General features: G+C 65.6%; 16 protein-coding genes. 11 read left to right on the forward strand and 5 right to left on the reverse strand.

Annotation, left to right across the window (positions count from 1 at the left end):
- The first annotated feature begins 28 nt into the window (after nucleotides 1–28).
- Both moaA and AC59JP_RS03320 read left to right on the forward strand, forming a co-directional pair.
- Nucleotides 29–1090, forward strand: coding sequence for a GTP 3',8-cyclase MoaA (moaA, locus tag AC59JP_RS03315; protein ID WP_497324199.1), 1062 nt, complete (start codon nucleotides 29–31; stop codon nucleotides 1088–1090).
- Nucleotides 1083–1340 carry a MoaD/ThiS family protein gene (locus AC59JP_RS03320; RefSeq protein ID WP_497324200.1) on the forward strand — a complete coding sequence of 86 codons (258 nt, stop codon included), beginning with the start codon at nucleotides 1083–1085 and terminating at the stop codon, nucleotides 1338–1340. The genes moaA and AC59JP_RS03320 overlap by 8 nt, the downstream gene beginning before the upstream one ends.
- 4 nt (nucleotides 1341–1344) lie before the next feature.
- Here AC59JP_RS03320 and nadE read toward each other — a convergent pair whose 3' ends face one another.
- Entirely contained in the window at nucleotides 1345–2169 is an 825-nt protein-coding gene (nadE, locus tag AC59JP_RS03325; protein ID WP_497324201.1) for an NAD(+) synthase, read from the reverse strand.
- 14 nt (nucleotides 2170–2183) lie between these two features.
- Here nadE and AC59JP_RS03330 point away from each other — a divergent pair, with 14 nt between their 5' ends.
- Nucleotides 2184–2972: a fructosamine kinase family protein gene (locus tag AC59JP_RS03330; RefSeq protein WP_497324202.1), complete on the forward strand. Its 789-nt coding sequence runs from the start codon at nucleotides 2184–2186 to the stop codon at nucleotides 2970–2972.
- Here AC59JP_RS03330 and AC59JP_RS03335 read toward each other — a convergent pair.
- The gene (locus AC59JP_RS03335; RefSeq protein WP_497324851.1) at nucleotides 2918–3550 is read right to left on the reverse strand and encodes a TetR/AcrR family transcriptional regulator; all 633 of its coding nucleotides are present in this window, start codon (nucleotides 3548–3550) and stop codon (nucleotides 2918–2920) included. The genes AC59JP_RS03330 and AC59JP_RS03335 overlap by 55 nt on opposite strands.
- 124 nt (nucleotides 3551–3674) lie before the next feature.
- Between AC59JP_RS03335 and AC59JP_RS03340 the strand changes: the two genes are divergently transcribed.
- The 5 genes from AC59JP_RS03340 (at nucleotide 3675) to nrdF (ending at nucleotide 8528) form a co-directional block, all read left to right on the forward strand.
- Nucleotides 3675–4235 (forward strand): NAD(P)H-dependent oxidoreductase, encoded by a 561-nt coding sequence (locus AC59JP_RS03340; protein WP_497324203.1) that lies wholly within the window; start codon nucleotides 3675–3677, stop codon nucleotides 4233–4235.
- Between the two features lie 321 nt (nucleotides 4236–4556).
- Nucleotides 4557–4793 carry a glutaredoxin-like protein NrdH gene (nrdH, locus tag AC59JP_RS03345; RefSeq protein WP_497324204.1) on the forward strand — a complete coding sequence of 79 codons (237 nt, stop codon included), beginning with the start codon at nucleotides 4557–4559 and terminating at the stop codon, nucleotides 4791–4793.
- 16 nt (nucleotides 4794–4809) lie between these two features.
- Nucleotides 4810–5238: a class Ib ribonucleoside-diphosphate reductase assembly flavoprotein NrdI gene (gene nrdI, locus AC59JP_RS03350; protein WP_497324205.1), complete on the forward strand. Its 429-nt coding sequence runs from the start codon at nucleotides 4810–4812 to the stop codon at nucleotides 5236–5238.
- A 55-nt stretch (nucleotides 5239–5293) separates the two neighbouring features.
- Nucleotides 5294–7459: a class 1b ribonucleoside-diphosphate reductase subunit alpha gene (gene nrdE, locus AC59JP_RS03355; RefSeq protein ID WP_497324206.1), complete on the forward strand. Its 2166-nt coding sequence runs from the start codon at nucleotides 5294–5296 to the stop codon at nucleotides 7457–7459.
- 103 nt (nucleotides 7460–7562) lie between these two features.
- Nucleotides 7563–8528, forward strand: coding sequence for a class 1b ribonucleoside-diphosphate reductase subunit beta (gene nrdF, locus AC59JP_RS03360; protein ID WP_497324207.1), 966 nt, complete (start codon nucleotides 7563–7565; stop codon nucleotides 8526–8528).
- Nucleotides 8529–8646: 118 nt separating this feature from the next.
- On the opposite strand, the gene AC59JP_RS03365 is transcribed toward nrdF, so the two are convergent.
- The 3 genes from AC59JP_RS03365 to AC59JP_RS03375 are packed head-to-tail and all read right to left on the reverse strand — an operon-like array spanning nucleotide 8647 to nucleotide 10692.
- The gene (locus AC59JP_RS03365) at nucleotides 8647–9120 is read right to left on the reverse strand and encodes an NUDIX hydrolase (protein WP_497324208.1); all 474 of its coding nucleotides are present in this window, start codon (nucleotides 9118–9120) and stop codon (nucleotides 8647–8649) included.
- Nucleotides 9121–9129: 9 nt separating this feature from the next.
- Entirely contained in the window at nucleotides 9130–10191 is a 1062-nt protein-coding gene (locus tag AC59JP_RS03370) for an ABC transporter substrate-binding protein (RefSeq protein WP_497324209.1), read from the reverse strand.
- A gap of 21 nt (nucleotides 10192–10212) precedes the next feature.
- A complete protein-coding gene (locus AC59JP_RS03375; protein ID WP_497324210.1) occupies nucleotides 10213–10692 on the reverse strand; it encodes a hypothetical protein in 480 nt (159 codons plus the stop codon).
- Between the two features lie 156 nt (nucleotides 10693–10848).
- On the opposite strand from AC59JP_RS03375, the gene ctaD reads away from it, so the two are divergent.
- The 3 genes from ctaD (at nucleotide 10849) to AC59JP_RS03390 (ending at nucleotide 14678) form a co-directional block, all read left to right on the forward strand.
- Nucleotides 10849–12639, forward strand: coding sequence for an aa3-type cytochrome oxidase subunit I (ctaD, locus tag AC59JP_RS03380; RefSeq protein WP_497324211.1), 1791 nt, complete (start codon nucleotides 10849–10851; stop codon nucleotides 12637–12639).
- Between the two features lie 87 nt (nucleotides 12640–12726).
- A complete protein-coding gene (gene serB / locus AC59JP_RS03385) occupies nucleotides 12727–13950 on the forward strand; it encodes a phosphoserine phosphatase SerB (protein ID WP_497324212.1) in 1224 nt (407 codons plus the stop codon).
- Nucleotides 13947–14678, forward strand: coding sequence for an aminoacyl-tRNA hydrolase (locus tag AC59JP_RS03390; protein WP_497324213.1), 732 nt, complete (start codon nucleotides 13947–13949; stop codon nucleotides 14676–14678). The genes serB and AC59JP_RS03390 overlap by 4 nt, the downstream gene beginning before the upstream one ends.
- Nucleotides 14679–14713: the final 35 nt, after the last annotated feature.

A 14713-nucleotide genomic window follows, 5' to 3' on the forward strand; every position in this document is an offset into this window, starting at 1 on the left:
ACATGGGATGAGTGAAAGTGGTGAGCGAATGACGGCGGTGAGCATGGGCATACCGTCTCTGCGTACCTCTACTCCTGCTCCCTCCGCCGACCGCCCGAACGAGCCGTTGCTGCTGGACCGATTCGGACGCATCGCCCGCGACCTCAGGATCTCCATCACGGAGAAGTGCTCGTTGCGGTGCACGTACTGCATGCCGGCCGAAGGCCTCCCCGCCATCGCGCCGGACAGGTTGTTGTCGGCAGAGGAGATCGCGCGGGTGGTCGGTATCGCCGCTCACCGGTTGGGCATCCGGGACGTCCGCTTCACCGGCGGCGAGCCGCTGGTGCGCAAGGATCTGGTCGACATCGTGGCCCGGTGTTCGGCGGCGGCCCCCGGCCTCTCTCTTGCCATGACGACCAACGCGATCGGCCTCGATCGGCGAGCCCGCGATCTGGTCGCCGCCGGTCTGACCCGTGTGAACGTCTCGCTCGACACCGTCGACCGACGTCATTTCGAAACGCTCACGCGGCGCGATCGTCTGCCCGCCGTGATGGCCGGTATCGACGCCGCGCTCGCCGCGGGTCTTTCGCCGCTGAAGATCAACGCGGTACTGATGCCCGAAACGTTGGACGGCGCAACGGATTTGCTGGCGTGGTGCCTCGACCGAGGTGTCCACCTCCGGTTCATCGAGCAGATGCCGCTGGACGCGGACCACGAGTGGGATCGAGGCTCGATGGTCGACGCCGTCACCCTGCTCGACGTTCTCGGTCGCCGGTTCGATCTCACCGAGGTCGGCCGTGACGATCCGTCCGCTCCCGCCGAGGAGTGGGCGGTCGACGGGGGTCCCGCGACGGTCGGGATCATCGCGTCCGTGACGCGTTCGTTCTGCTCCGACTGCGATCGCACCCGCCTGACCGCGGAAGGCACCATCCGGTCGTGCCTGTTCTCCGACACCGAAACCGACATCCGCGGGGCTTTGCGCGGCGGCGCGACCGACGAGGAGATCGCCGATCTGTGGCGCGGCGCCATGTGGAACAAGTGGGCGGGCCACGGCATCGACGCCGAGGGCTTCGAGCCGCCCGAACGATCGATGGGTGCGATCGGTGGCTGAGACGATCGGGGTGGAGGTGCGGTACTTCGCGGCGGCAGCCGACGCTGCCGGCACCGAGAAGGAGACCATCACTGTCCCCGTCGGCGCCGATCTCGCGCACCTGTCGACGCTGCTGTCGGACTCACACGGAGACACGCTCGCAGGCATCCTGAGGGTGTGCGCGTTCCTGGTCGGGGACGAGTTGACCAGGGACAGAACCACTCTCGTGGGACCGCGTGTGGACGTGTTGCCGCCGTTCGCAGGCGGCTAGACCTTTACTTCCACCAGGTGTCGCCCGGTGTCACCGGCACGGTGCGCTTGTGGCGGGTCTGGGTGAACATCGTCTCGATGCGCTCCGCTGCCTCGGCCGCGACCTCCTTGCCCTCCAGGTAGTCGTCGATCTGGGCGTAGGTGACGCCGAGTGCGACCTCGTCCGGGAGTGCGGGCCGGTCGTCCTCGAGGTCGGCGGTGGGCACCTTGCTCCACGTGCTCTCGGGTGCGCCCAGCTCCTGCAGCAGCGCGGCGCCCTGCCTCTTGGTCAAGCCGGTGAGCGGTGTCAGGTCGACGCCGCCGTCGCCGTATTTCGTGAAGAACCCGGTGACCGCCTCCGCCGCATGGTCGGTGCCGACCACGAGGTGTCCCAGCTCGCCGGCCAGTGCGTACTGGGCCACCATGCGTACGCGCGCCTTGATGTTGCCGCGCACGAAATCACGCAACCGGTCGACGCCGAGAGCCGCTGCGGCGGACGCGGCATTCGCGTCCGCGGCCGGCGCGATGTCCACTGTCACGGTGCGGTCGGGACGGATGAAATCGAGCGCGATGGTGGCATCGGCCTCGTCCGCCTGCACGCCGTAGGGGAGGCGCACCGCGACGAACTCGGCGTCGCCTCCGCTGTCCCGAACACGTTCGGCCGCAAGCTGACACAGCCGGCCGGTGAGGGTGCTGTCCTGACCGCCACTGATACCCAGCACGAAGCCGTGCGCGGGCGTGGAGGCGAGGTAATCCGCGAGGAAACCGACCCGGCTCTCGATTTCCGCCGCCGGATCGATGGTGGGACGCACGGCGAGTTCGTCGATGATCGCGTTCTGTAGATCGCTCATGCCACCATCGTAGGATGCCGCCCGAACACCCCCGCTCGACCAGCGCCACCTTCCGGAAGAACCGCGCCGACGCTCACCGGGACTTCTTCGCAGCGGAGGCGGCAGGGCTCGCATGGTTGCGCGACGGCGGAGCCCGAGTGGTCGACGTGATCGAGTTCGGCGACGGATTCATCGAGCTCGCCCGGCTACAGCCGACCCGCCCGTCCGCGTCGGCGGCGCGAGAGTTCGGGGCCCGGCTCGCGCGCGTGCACGACGCCGGTGCGGACCGATTCGGCAGTCCCCCGGACGGATTCGAGGGACAGCTGTTCATCGGAAATCGGCCCATGTCGTCGGCCACTCACGACACCTGGGGCGCGTTCTACGCCGCCGAGCGCGTACTTCCCTTTCTTCGGTCCGCCGTCGACGCGGGAAACGTCACGGCGGCCGAGAGCGCGGTGATCGAGAGAGCGTGCTCGCTGGTGGCGTCCGGTGTGCTCGACGACGGCGAACCGCCGCCGCGGCTCCACGGCGATCTGTGGAGCGGCAACGTGTTCTGGTCGCAGGACGGCGTGGTGATGATCGACCCGGCCGCCCACGGTGGTCACCGCGAGACGGATCTGGCGATGCTGGCGCTGTTCGGATGTTCGTTCCTCGACGACATCCTCGCCGGGTACGACGAGGCTCATCCGCTTCGGCCGGGCGCGCGGGACCGCATCCCCGTGCACCAGCTCCACCCGCTCGCGGTGCACGCGGCGGGCCACGGCCGCAGTTACGGCGTCGCGTTGCGCGAGGCTGCCGAGTCGACGCTGTCGGTCTTCGGCTGATCCGGATCGCGCGTCACACGCCGCACCAGATCGGCCCAGCCGTCCCCGATACGTTCGACGGTCATCCCCAGATCTCGCACCTGGTGCAGTACGAGCGTGGCTTCGAGCGGCGTGACGAGCGCGTAGGCGAGCAGTTGTATGTCGCCGTGTACCGGGATCCGTCGCAGAAGGGACGAGACGTGCGTGATGTTCACCGCGTGGGCGGGCGCCGAGTACCGCATCTCGGGCGCGGCCTCCGCGGCGCGAAGCACCTCGCCCTGCACGTGGACGTGATCGAGCCGGGCTCGGCCGAACGCGATGAGACGGTCCACGGGGTCGGCGCCGGGTCCGAGCGGCGGTGGCCCGAACATGAAGCGCTGCTGTAGTTCTGCCTCGGTGTGATCGAGGAGCGCCAGCATCAGGCCGGCGCGGCTTCCGAAGCGGCGGAACACCGTTCCCTTGCCCACGCCGGCGGCCACCGCGACCGCGTCCATCGTCACGGCGTCGGCGCCCAGGGAATCGACCAGCTCCACGGCGGCCTTCAGCAGCCGCTGCCGATTGCGTGCGGCGTCGCATCGCTCGGTCTCGGCGCCGACCATCGGAAGCGACGGATCGAGCGGTAGGGGACTGATCACATCGACAGATTACCCGCTCGGAACAAAAGTGGACTACAGTCCGTTTCAAGGGTCAGCCAACGTCAGCAACCACAACGAAAGGGGCACCATGTCCGAGTCTCGAGTTATCGCACTGGTCGGCAGCCTGCGCGCCGATTCCATCAACCGTCGTCTCGCGGAGACCGCATCGACCGTCGCGCCCGAGGGTGTCGACGTCGTCGTCTACGACGGTCTCGGCGACATCCCTTTCTACAACGAGGACATCGACGTCCCCGGCACCATCGACTCCGTCGAGAAACTGCGCACTGCGGTCGGCGACGCCGACGCACTGCTGCTGGTGACCCCCGAATACAACGGCACGATTCCCGCCGTTCTGAAGAACGCCATCGACTGGATCTCGCGTCCCTACGGCGTCGGCGCGATCAGCGGCAAGCCGACTGCCGTCATCAGCTCGTCGGTCAGTGGCAACGCCGGCAAGTGGAGCCAGGCGGACACCGTCAAGGCGGCCTCCGTCGCCGGCGGCGCACTCGTCGACGATGCTCATCTCGCGATCGGTGGTGTGGGCGAGAAGTTCGGCAATTCGCACCCCAGCGAGAACGCCGAGGTGTCGGGCGACATCGCGAAGACGCTGTCCGCTCTCGTCGACGCCGGAGCAGTCGCAGCAGCCTGATTCCAACCCGTCGACGAAGTCCCCCGCCCCGCGCCTGATCGGGTCGGGGGACTTCTGTCTTCGGGGCGAATTTCGACACGCCGACTCGGCCTGGTGCTCGAGCCCCCGACCAGCTAGTTCCACCGTTGTCATTACACGGGTGTCATACAAATTGTGGTGTTCTCTTGCGATGTCGGACACTAGGTGTAGTGTCTTGAGCACTGGGAGACCACAACCGCTCCGCACCGTCGGAGGGTCTGATTTCCCCCAAGATTTCGGTTTCACAGCACGGTTTTCCGAACACTCGGCACGACCAACTCGATCACGAACAAGAGGACGATCATGAGCGACATCACCGTCTACACCAAGCCCGCCTGCGTCCAGTGCAACGCCACCTACAAGGCTCTGGACAAGCAGGGCATCGAGTACACGGTCGTCGACATCTCGCAGGACGCCGATGCGCGTGACTACGTGATGGCGCTCGGTTACCTGCAGGCGCCCGTCGTCGTCGCCGGTGACGATCACTGGTCGGGTTACCGCCCGGATCGCATCAAGAACCTGGTGACCGCCGCAGCCTGACGCGGTCTCGATCTCGATGTCCGACTCCCTGGTGTACTTCTCGAGTGCTTCGGAGAACACGCATCGATTCGTCCAGCGCCTCCAGTTGCCCGCCACTCGGATACCCATCCGTTCGGCCGACCGGTTTCGGGTCGACTCGCCGTACGTGTTGATCGTTCCGACCTACGGCGGCGGCACCAACCACCTCGGCCGAGACACGAACTACGTGCCGAAGCCGGTGATCAAGTTTCTGAACGATCAGCACAACAGGTCGCTCATCAGAGCCGTCATCGCGGCCGGCAACACCAACTTCGGTGATTCGTATTGCTTTGCGGGAGATGTCATTTCGCAGAAGTGCAACGTTCCTTTTCTCTACCGTTTCGAGCTCATGGGCACTCCCGAGGACGTCGACCGCGTTCGGGAAGGCCTCGGCGAATTCTGGGGAAACCAGTTCGCACGCGCCTGACGCTTCACGCGCCTGACACCCACCGATCCACCACACCACTTTCTCGGGAGTATTCATGGCACCGACCATCACCGACGCAGCGCCGGCCCGCACCCAGGCGCGCGACGATTCGGAACTCGATTACCACGCGCTCAACGCCATGCTCAACCTGTACGGCCCGAACGGTGAGATCCAGTTCGAGAAGGATCGGGAAGCCGCACGCGCCTACTTCCTGCAGCACGTCAACCAGAACACGGTCTTCTTTCACAACCTGGACGAGAAGCTGGACTACCTGGTCGAGGAGAACTACTACGAGGCAGAGGTTCTCGACCAGTACTCGCGGTCGTTCGTCAAGGGTCTGATCGAGCACGCGTACAGCAAGAAGTTCCGGTTCCCGACCTTCCTCGGTGCGTTCAAGTACTACACGTCGTACACACTGAAGACGTTCGACGGCAAGCGTTACCTCGAGCGCTTCGAGGATCGCGTCTGCATGGTCGCTCTCACGCTGGCCGCCGGAAACGAAACCCTCGCAACCGATCTCGTCGACGAGATCATCGCCGGACGGTTCCAGCCGGCCACCCCGACGTTCCTGAACTCGGGCAAGAAGCAGCGCGGTGAGCCCGTCTCGTGCTTCCTGCTGCGTATCGAGGACAACATGGAGTCCATCGGTCGCTCCATCAACTCCGCACTCCAGCTCTCCAAGCGCGGCGGTGGAGTCGCGTTGCTGCTGAGCAACATTCGCGAGTCCGGTGCTCCCATCAAGCGCATCGAGAACCAGAGCTCCGGCGTCATCCCGATCATGAAGCTGCTCGAGGATTCGTTCTCGTACGCCAACCAGCTCGGTGCCCGGCAGGGCGCGGGTGCGGTGTACCTGCACGCACACCATCCCGACGTGTACCGCTTCCTCGACACCAAGCGTGAGAACGCCGACGAGAAGATCCGCATCAAGACGCTCTCGCTGGGAATCGTCATCCCGGACATCACGTTCGAGCTCGCGAAGAAGAACGAGGACATGTACCTGTTCTCGCCGTACGACGTCGAGCGCGTGTACGGCGTGCCGTTCGCCGACATCAACGTGACCGAGAAGTACTACGAGATGGTCGACGACAAGCGCATCCGCAAGACCAAGATCAAGGCGCGCGAGTTCTTCCAGACTCTCGCCGAGTTGCAGTTCGAATCCGGCTACCCGTACATCATGTTCGAGGACACCGTGAACCGCGCCAACCCGATCGAGGGCAAGATCACGCACTCGAACCTGTGCTCGGAGATCCTGCAGGTCTCCACGCCGTCCACCTACAACGACGATTTGTCGTACAGCCATGTGGGCAAGGACATCTCGTGCAACCTCGGCTCGCTGAACATCGCGAAAACGATGGACTCCGAGGACTTCTCGAAGACCATCGAGGTGGCGATCCGCGGGTTGACCGCCGTGTCCGACCAGACGCACATCACGTCGGTGCCGTCGATCGAAGAGGGCAACAACGCCTCGCACGCCATCGGTCTCGGCCAGATGAACCTGCACGGGTACCTCGCCCGCGAGCGCATCTTCTACGGCAGCACCGAGGGCATCGACTTCACGAACATCTACTTCTACACCGTGCTGTTCCATGCGTTGCGGGCATCGAACCGCATCTCCATCGAGCGCGGCACCTACTTCGGCGGCTTCCCGCAGTCGAAGTACGCGTCGGGTGAGTTCTTCGACAAGTACACCGATCGGGCCTGGGAGCCGGAGACCGACCGGGTGCGAGAGTTGTTCGCCGGCGCCGGAATTCACATTCCGACGCAGGAGGACTGGGTGGAGTTGAAGGCGTCGGTGCAGAAGCACGGCATCTACAACCAGAACCTGCAGGCCGTCCCGCCGACCGGGTCGATCTCCTACATCAACTACTCGACGTCCTCGATCCACCCCGTCGCGTCGAAGATCGAGATCCGCAAGGAAGGCAAGATCGGGCGCGTCTACTACCCGGCGCCGTACCTGACGAACGACAACCTGGAGTACTACCAGGATGCGTACGAGATCGGTTTCGAGAAGATCGTCGACACCTACGCCGCGGCGACGCAGCACGTCGATCAGGGCCTGTCCCTGACGCTGTTCTTCAAGGACACCGCCACCACGCGTGACATCAACAAGGCGCAGATCTACGCGTGGCGCAAGGGAATCAAGACGCTGTACTACATCCGGCTGCGCCAGATGGCCTTGGAAGGAACCGAGGTGGAGGGTTGCGTCAGCTGCATGCTGTAGGCGCCTTCGGCACCTGTGCGCGATTTCCGGCCCTATAGGGGCGGAAATCGTGCACGGTGGGTAAGCAGAGAGAAGTACACACACGACTGAGACAGGCAGCAACATGGTGAAGCTCATCGATCGCGTCAGCGCGATCAACTGGAACCGCGTCCAGGACGACAAGGATTCCGAGGTCTGGGATCGTCTCGTCGGCAACTTCTGGCTCCCCGAGAAGGTGCCGGTGTCCAACGACATCCCGTCGTGGGCCACGCTGACCGAGGTCGAGAAGCAGCTGACCATGCGGGTGTTCACCGGCCTGTCGCTGCTCGACACCATCCAGGGAACCGTGGGTGCCGTCTCGCTCATCCCCGACGCCGTCACCCCGCACGAAGAGGCGGTTCTGACGAACATCGCGTTCATGGAGTCGGTGCACGCCAAGAGCTACAGCTCGATCTTCTCGACGCTGTGCTCCACCCGCGACATCGACGACGCGTTCCGCTGGTCGGAGGAGAACGAGAACCTTCAGCGCAAGGCTCAGATCGTCATGTCGTACTACCACGGCGACGATCCGCTCAAGCGCAAGGTCGCGTCGACGCTGCTCGAATCGTTCCTCTTCTACTCCGGCTTCTACCTGCCGATGTACTGGAGCTCGCGCGCCAAGCTCACCAACACGGCCGACCTGATCCGCCTGATCATTCGTGACGAAGCGGTACACGGCTACTACATCGGCTACAAGTACCAGAAGGGCCTCGAGAAGCTCGGCGCCGCCGAGAAGGAAGAGCTCAAGGGCTACACCTTCGAGCTTCTGTTCGAGCTCTACGAGAACGAGGTCGAGTACACCCAGGATCTGTACGACGAGGTCGGTCTGACCGAGGACGTCAAGAAGTTCCTGCGCTACAACGCCAACAAGGCGCTGATGAACCTCGGATACGAGGGCCTGTTCCCGAAGGACGAGACGGACGTCAATCCGGCGATCCTGTCGGCGCTGTCACCGAACGCGGACGAGAACCACGACTTCTTTTCCGGCTCGGGCAGCTCCTACGTCATCGGCAAGGCCGTCAACACCGAGGACGACGACTGGGACTTCTGACCCGGTTCGACAACCTGCGCACCGGACTCAGGGGCACCCTCACACCGTCAGATCGACTGAATGTGCCCCTGAGTCGCGCCAGCCCGACCCCCAGCCCGACGCGACAGCCCGAGCCGGACTACCGCCTGAACCACGCTTCCGGCCCGTGGTCGAGCGCTTTCGCGATCCTCAGCGCCGACGTCTCGGTCAGATCCTCGGGGATCTCGTCACGCGTGAACCACCGCACGTCCAGGTTCTCGTCGTCGGCGACGTGTGCGTCCCCGGAGACGTAGTGGGCGACGAAGCAGATGTCGACGTACTGCGTGCGGTCGCCGTTCGGGTAGACGATCGGCTCGGTCACGTCGACGCTCGACAGCCGCGTCAACGACGCCGTCACTCCGGTCTCCTCGAGCACTTCGCGTAGCGCGGCGGGGCCGGGTTCTTCGCCCGGTTCGAGCACCCCGGACACCACGGCCCATTTCCCGTTGTCCTTGCGGCGGGTCAGCAGCAGGCGATCAGCGTCGTCCAGAACCACCGCGCTGACACCGGACAGCCACAGCGGGTCGGTTCCGATCTTGGCGCGCAGCGTCGTGATGAATTCGGGGATCGGCATGGCGCAACGCTACGAGACGTAGGCGTTGATCGAGTTCTTCAGGTCCGTCAGCATCGTCTCGGCGGCGATGATGCCGTCCCCGGACCACACGGCGTCGTCGACGGCGAACACTCGGCCGTCGGCCACGGCGCCGAGGTCCCTCCAGGCGTCCGTCCGCATGATCGAAGTGCCTTTGTCCTCGCCGCCCGGGGCGAAGCTGACGTAGACGAGATCGCCTTCGGCGGCCTTCGGATCGGCGGTGTCGAAGTCGGTGGTGGTCGAGGTCTGCGCGCCGGGTCGACGAACGCCGACGGCACCGAGTACCTGACCGGCGAAGCTGTCGGATCCGAGGATCTGCCCGTAGTCCGGTCCGAATCTCACGACCGACGCTTCGGTCTGCGACGCGACGATCTGCCGGCCGGTGTCGGCGGCGTCGGCGCGGAACTTCGCGAGCTCGGCGGTTGCGGCCTCGCGGCGCCCCATGGCCGTCGCGGCGAGCAGTGCCCGATCGGACCAGGACGCCGACGACCGGGTGAAGACGGTCGGGGCGATCTCGGCGAGTCGGGCCATGGTGTCCGGCCCGAGCGAATCCGATCCGACGACGAGGTCGGGGGACAGGGCCGCGATCTGATCGAAGTCGGGGGAGCCCACCGGACCGACGCCCGGGATCTGCGAGATCCCGGTGCCGAGGTAGGTGGGACGCAGCGCGTTCGGTGCGTTGAGCGCGGGCGCGGTGGCGGCGCCGACAACGCGTTCCCAGATTCCGACGGTGCACGCCGCGTCCAGCGACGGCGTGTCCAGCACCACGATGCGCTGCGGGTCGGCCGGCACGGTGGTGGCTCGGCCGCTGCCGAGGACGAGACGCGAGTCGCCCTGTCGCCCGACGTCGTCGGGCGGGCCGAGGAGGGGGCACAGTCCCACCGTGTCGCGCTCGACCCCGACGACGCCGGCGCCCGCGATGTTGGTGGTGCTGCGCACGACGTTCGACGACGGTTCGTCGGTCGCGTCACTGGAACACCCTGCAAGCGCCAGAGACGAGAGCGCCAGCGCCGCGAGGATGCGCGACGCTCGACGGGGTAGGGCGACAGACATGGCGCAGACGGTACTAGAAGGTCAGGAACCGTCCGCGATCAATGCGAAGCCGCACGTGTCCGTCGAGTAGTCGTTGAGCCGCGTCCCGGCGGCGGTGGCGGCAGACGCATCCAGCGCCCGTACCCGCGCGGAGAAGTCGTCGAAAGTCGTGGACGACCGGACGGCCTCGATCGTCTGGGCGGTGAAGGCTTGCACTGCTGTCAGGTCGTCGGCCAGGGATTCGTCCTGCGCGGCACGAGCGTCGCCGATGGCGCGGTCGAACGCGGCGGTGGCGTCGGCTTCTCCGCCGAGAATCACCGTGCGCTGCTGCTCCCAGTTCTGTGCGGCCGGGTCGCTGGTGCGTGCGTCCGCGTCGGCGATCGTCTGCAGATCCGCGCAGACCACGGACGAGCCCGAGTACCGCGCCGGAGCGGTGGTCGAATCGCCGGAGGACGCCGAATCAGGTGCAGAACACCCTGCAACGACGGCGATCGCGACGATAATCGGTACCAGCTTGAACATGAGCCACCCTCGGGAAATCGCGACAGCCGCCGCGAATACGACACAGAGTAGGACCCGCTCCGCGAATCGAGTAACCACGGTCTACGATTCGAGGAGCGCACGAATAAACACCGTCCGCCTCGCGAAACGGGGATGACGCGCACTTACGGAGGATCAGTGACTGCCCTAGCTCCTCAGCCGGTCCCCGAGCTGACGGCCACGCGGCCGTATCCGCCTCGGACGGGACCCAAGGGATCGTTCATCCACAAGGCGGTGACGACCACTGATCCGAAAACACTCGGGATCATGTACTTGGTCACCTCGTTCTTCTTCTTCCTCTTCGGTGGCGTGCTCGCTCTGCTCATGCGTGCAGAGCTGGCCGTACCGGGACTGCAGTTCCTGTCGAACGAGCAGTACAACCAGCTGTTCACGATGCACGGCACGATCATGCTGCTGCTGTACGCGACGCCGATCGTCTTCGGATTCGCGAACTACATCATGCCGCTGCAGATCGGTGCCCCCGACGTCGCATTCCCGCGTCTGAACGCGTTCAGCTACTGGCTGTACCTGTTCGGCGCGCTCATCGCGTCGGCCGGATTCATCACCCCCGGTGGCGCTGCCGACTTCGGATGGACGGCCTACACGCCGTTGACCGACGCAGTGCACTCGCCCGGCATGGGTGCCGACTTCTGGATCATGGGCCTCGCCGTCGCCGGCCTCGGCACCATCCTCGGTGGCGTCAACATGATCACCACGGTCATCTGCCTGCGTGCCCCCGGCATGACGATGTTCCGCATGCCGATCTTCACCTGGAACATCTTCGTGACGATGATCCTGGTTCTGCTTGCGTTCCCGCTGTTCACCGCAGCGCTCATGGGCCTCGCCGCGGACCGCCATCTCGGCGCGCACCTGTTCGACCCGGCCACCGGCGGAGTTCTGCTGTGGCAGCACCTGTTCTGGTTCTTCGGCCACCCCGAGGTGTACATCATCGCGCTGCCGTTCTTCGGCATCGTGTCCGAGATCTTCCCGGTCTTCAGCCGTAAGCCGCTGTTCGGCTACACCGGCCTGATCTACGCGACCATCGCCATCGCGGCGCTGTCGATCGCAGTGTGGGCGCACCACATGTACGCGACCGGCGCGGTCCTGCTGCCGTTCTTCTCGTTCATGACGTTCCTCATCGCGGTTCCGACCGGTGTGAAGTTCTTCAACTGGATCGGCACGATGTGGAAGGGCCAGTTGACGTTCGAGACGCCGATGCTGTTCTCGGTCGGCTTCCTCGTGACGTTCCTCTTCGGTGGTCTGTCCGGTGTGCTGCTCGCCAGCCCGCCGATCGACTTCCACGTCACCGACTCGTACTTCGTTGTCGCGCACTTCCACTACGTGCTCTTCGGCACGATCGTGTTCGCGACCTACGCCGGCATCTACTTCTGGTTCCCGAAGATGACGGGTCGACTGCTCGACGAGAAGCTGGGCAAGTGGCACTACTGGGCCACCTTCGTCGGCTTCCACCTGACGTTCCTGGTGCAGCACTGGCTCGGTGCGGAGGGCTTCCCCCGCCGCTACGCCGACTACCTGCCGAGCGACGGCTTCACGGTCCTGAACTCGATCTCCACGGTCGGTGCCTTCATCCTCGGCGCGTCGACGCTGCCGTTCCTGTGGAACGTCTTCAAGAGCTACCGCTACGGCGAGGTCGTCACGGTCGACGATCCGTGGGGCTACGGCAACTCGCTCGAGTGGGCCACCAGCTGCCCGCCGCCGCGGCACAACTTCACCGAGCTGCCGCGTATCCGCTCCGAGCGTCCCGCGTTCGAGCTGCACTACCCGCACATGGTCGAACGGCTGCGTGAAGAAGCGCACGTCGGGCCGGGCCACGGCAAGGTCACCGCGGTGATGGAGCAGGCACGTCGTGCTCCGATCGCCACGAGTGATCACGAAAGCTCTGCAGACCCGAATCCGGGCGAGAAGTAGCCGGAGCAGCAACGAAACAGTTACCTCGAGAAGCCCCTCCCCGCAGTCGGTGAGGGGCTTCTCCCTTGGAAGGGATACCGAAGTCAGGTGAGTTCGACCGAGACGACCGTCCTCGTCACCGTGACCGGCGGTGACAAGCCCGGAGTCACGTCCGTCCTCTTCGCCGCTCTGGCGCGGCACGAGGTGGATGTACTGGACGTCGAACAGGTCGTGATCCGCGGCCGGCTCACCCTCGGAGTGCTCGGTTCGTGCCCACGCGACCTCGACGCGCTGCACGACGAACTGGTCGACGCCATGAACACCGTGGGTGTCGACGTGGACGTCGAGATCGGCGCGGCGCGTGGCCGAGCCGGGTTGTCCACTCACGCGGTGGTGGTTCTCGGCAGGCCGGTCACCGCGCGGGCGATCAGCCTTCTCTCCCGAGAGCTCGCGAGTCAGGGTGTGAACATCGACTCCATTCGCGGCATCGCCGACTACCCGGTGACGGGCCTCGAGCTCATGGTCTCGGTGACGAACGTGGGGGACGAGGCGGACGCCACGCTCCGGCAGTCGCTCGCCGCCATGGCCGCAGGGGTGGGTATCGACGTCGCCGTGGAGCGGGGCGGTCTCGCCCGCCGCGGCAAACGACTGATCGTCTTCGACGTCGACTCGACACTGGTGCAGGGTGAGGTCATCGAGATGTTGGCTGCACACGCCGGCGTCGAGGACGAGGTGCGCGCGGTGACGGAAGCCGCGATGCGCGGCGAGATCGACTTCACGGAATCGTTGCATCGCCGCGTGGCCACCCTGGCCGGGCTGGACGCGTCGGTCATCGACGACGTCGCGGACGAGCTCGAACTCACTCCCGGTGCCCGCACCACGATCCGCACCTTGCGCCGCCTCGGGTATCACTGCGGCGTCGTGTCGGGTGGGTTCCGTCAGGTCATCGACGGTCTTGCCCATGATCTGGAACTGGACTTCGTGAAGGCCAACACCCTCGAGATCGTCGACGGAAAGCTGACCGGTCGGGTCATCGGCGACGTGGTCGACCGTGCGGCGAAAGCTGTTGCGCTGCGGCAGTTCGCGTCGGAGGTCGGAGTTCCGATGGAACAGACCGTGGCCGTCGGAGACGGCGCCAACGACATCGACATGCTCACCGCGGCCGGCCTGGGTGTGGCCTTCAACGCCAAACCCGCTCTGCGGGAGGTGGCCGACGCCGCGCTGTCCTATCCGTTCCTCGACGCCGTGCTGTTCGTTCTGGGGATCACGCGCGACGAGATCGAAGCGGCCGACTCCGTCGACGGGCTCAACACGCGGATCCCGATTCCGTGACCTTCGCCGACCGGCATGCACGTCTGGCTCGCGGGTACGGGGGAGCGGCAGATCCGGACGATCCGGCCGACGTTCTCGCAATGCCGATCGTGTTGCACCTTCCCAAGGCGGACCCGCCGCCGAGAAGTTCGCTGCTCGAAGCGGCGGCAACGGCGACGATCGCGCTGTGCCTGGACGAGCGGGTCGAGGTGGACGGTCCCTGGCACGACGCACTGGTCGCTTGGACCGAGGCCCGTATTCGCAAGGTGTCGAGGCGCGCCCGGGGAGCACAGTGGACCGCCGCCGAGGAGGTGGACGGGGTGACTGCCACGGTGGGTGACGCACAGGCCCGCGCGTACGTGCCGGGCCGGGTGGGGGATCTGGATCCGCGTCTGAAGAAGCTGCAGATCGGCGGAACGGATCTGCCGGCCGACGAACCCGGCGACCCGGACCCGCGTTTTCCGGTTCTGTGGATCGATGCGAGCTTGACCATGACGCTCGGGAAAGCCGCTGCGCAGGTCGGGCATTCGGTCATGATTCTGGCCGGGTCGATGTCCGTCGCCGACGCCGAGTCGTGGTGCGAGACTGGATACGTCTGCTCGGTGCGTGAGGCGAGTCGTGAGCAGTGGGCGCGGCTGCGCGCCGAGGAGTCGGCCGGACGCGCGGTCGCGGTGCGGGACGCGGGCTTCACCGAAGTGGCACCGGGGTCGACCACGGTGATCGCCGTCCCGCCACGAGCCTTCCCTTAACAGACCAGTGTTGGAGAACTGGCTATTTGGACGGT

The organism is Rhodococcus sp. 320_ES (genome assembly GCF_059691855.1).

What these genes read in the sequence shown, in the direction of transcription:
- AC59JP_RS03340 (WP_497324203.1), top strand. Translation starts at nt 3,675, where the DNA reads ATGTCCGAGTCTCGAGTTATCGCACTGGTCGGCAGCCTGCGCGCCGAT.
- nrdH (WP_497324204.1), top strand. Translation starts at nt 4,557, where the DNA reads ATGAGCGACATCACCGTCTACACCAAGCCCGCCTGCGTCCAGTGCAAC.
- AC59JP_RS03330 (WP_497324202.1), top strand. Translation starts at nt 2,184, where the DNA reads ATGCCGCCCGAACACCCCCGCTCGACCAGCGCCACCTTCCGGAAGAAC.
- AC59JP_RS03370 (WP_497324209.1), bottom strand. Translation starts at nt 10,191, where the DNA reads ATGTCTGTCGCCCTACCCCGTCGAGCGTCGCGCATCCTCGCGGCGCTG.
- nrdF (WP_497324207.1), top strand. Translation starts at nt 7,563, where the DNA reads ATGGTGAAGCTCATCGATCGCGTCAGCGCGATCAACTGGAACCGCGTC.
- nrdI (WP_497324205.1), top strand. Translation starts at nt 4,810, where the DNA reads ATGTCCGACTCCCTGGTGTACTTCTCGAGTGCTTCGGAGAACACGCAT.
- nadE (WP_497324201.1), bottom strand. Translation starts at nt 2,169, where the DNA reads ATGAGCGATCTACAGAACGCGATCATCGACGAACTCGCCGTGCGTCCC.
- AC59JP_RS03365 (WP_497324208.1), bottom strand. Translation starts at nt 9,120, where the DNA reads ATGCCGATCCCCGAATTCATCACGACGCTGCGCGCCAAGATCGGAACC.
- AC59JP_RS03375 (WP_497324210.1), bottom strand. Translation starts at nt 10,692, where the DNA reads ATGTTCAAGCTGGTACCGATTATCGTCGCGATCGCCGTCGTTGCAGGG.
- AC59JP_RS03335 (WP_497324851.1), bottom strand. Translation starts at nt 3,550, where the DNA reads ATGGTCGGCGCCGAGACCGAGCGATGCGACGCCGCACGCAATCGGCAG.
- nrdE (WP_497324206.1), top strand. Translation starts at nt 5,294, where the DNA reads ATGGCACCGACCATCACCGACGCAGCGCCGGCCCGCACCCAGGCGCGC.
- moaA (WP_497324199.1), top strand. Translation starts at nt 29, where the DNA reads ATGACGGCGGTGAGCATGGGCATACCGTCTCTGCGTACCTCTACTCCT.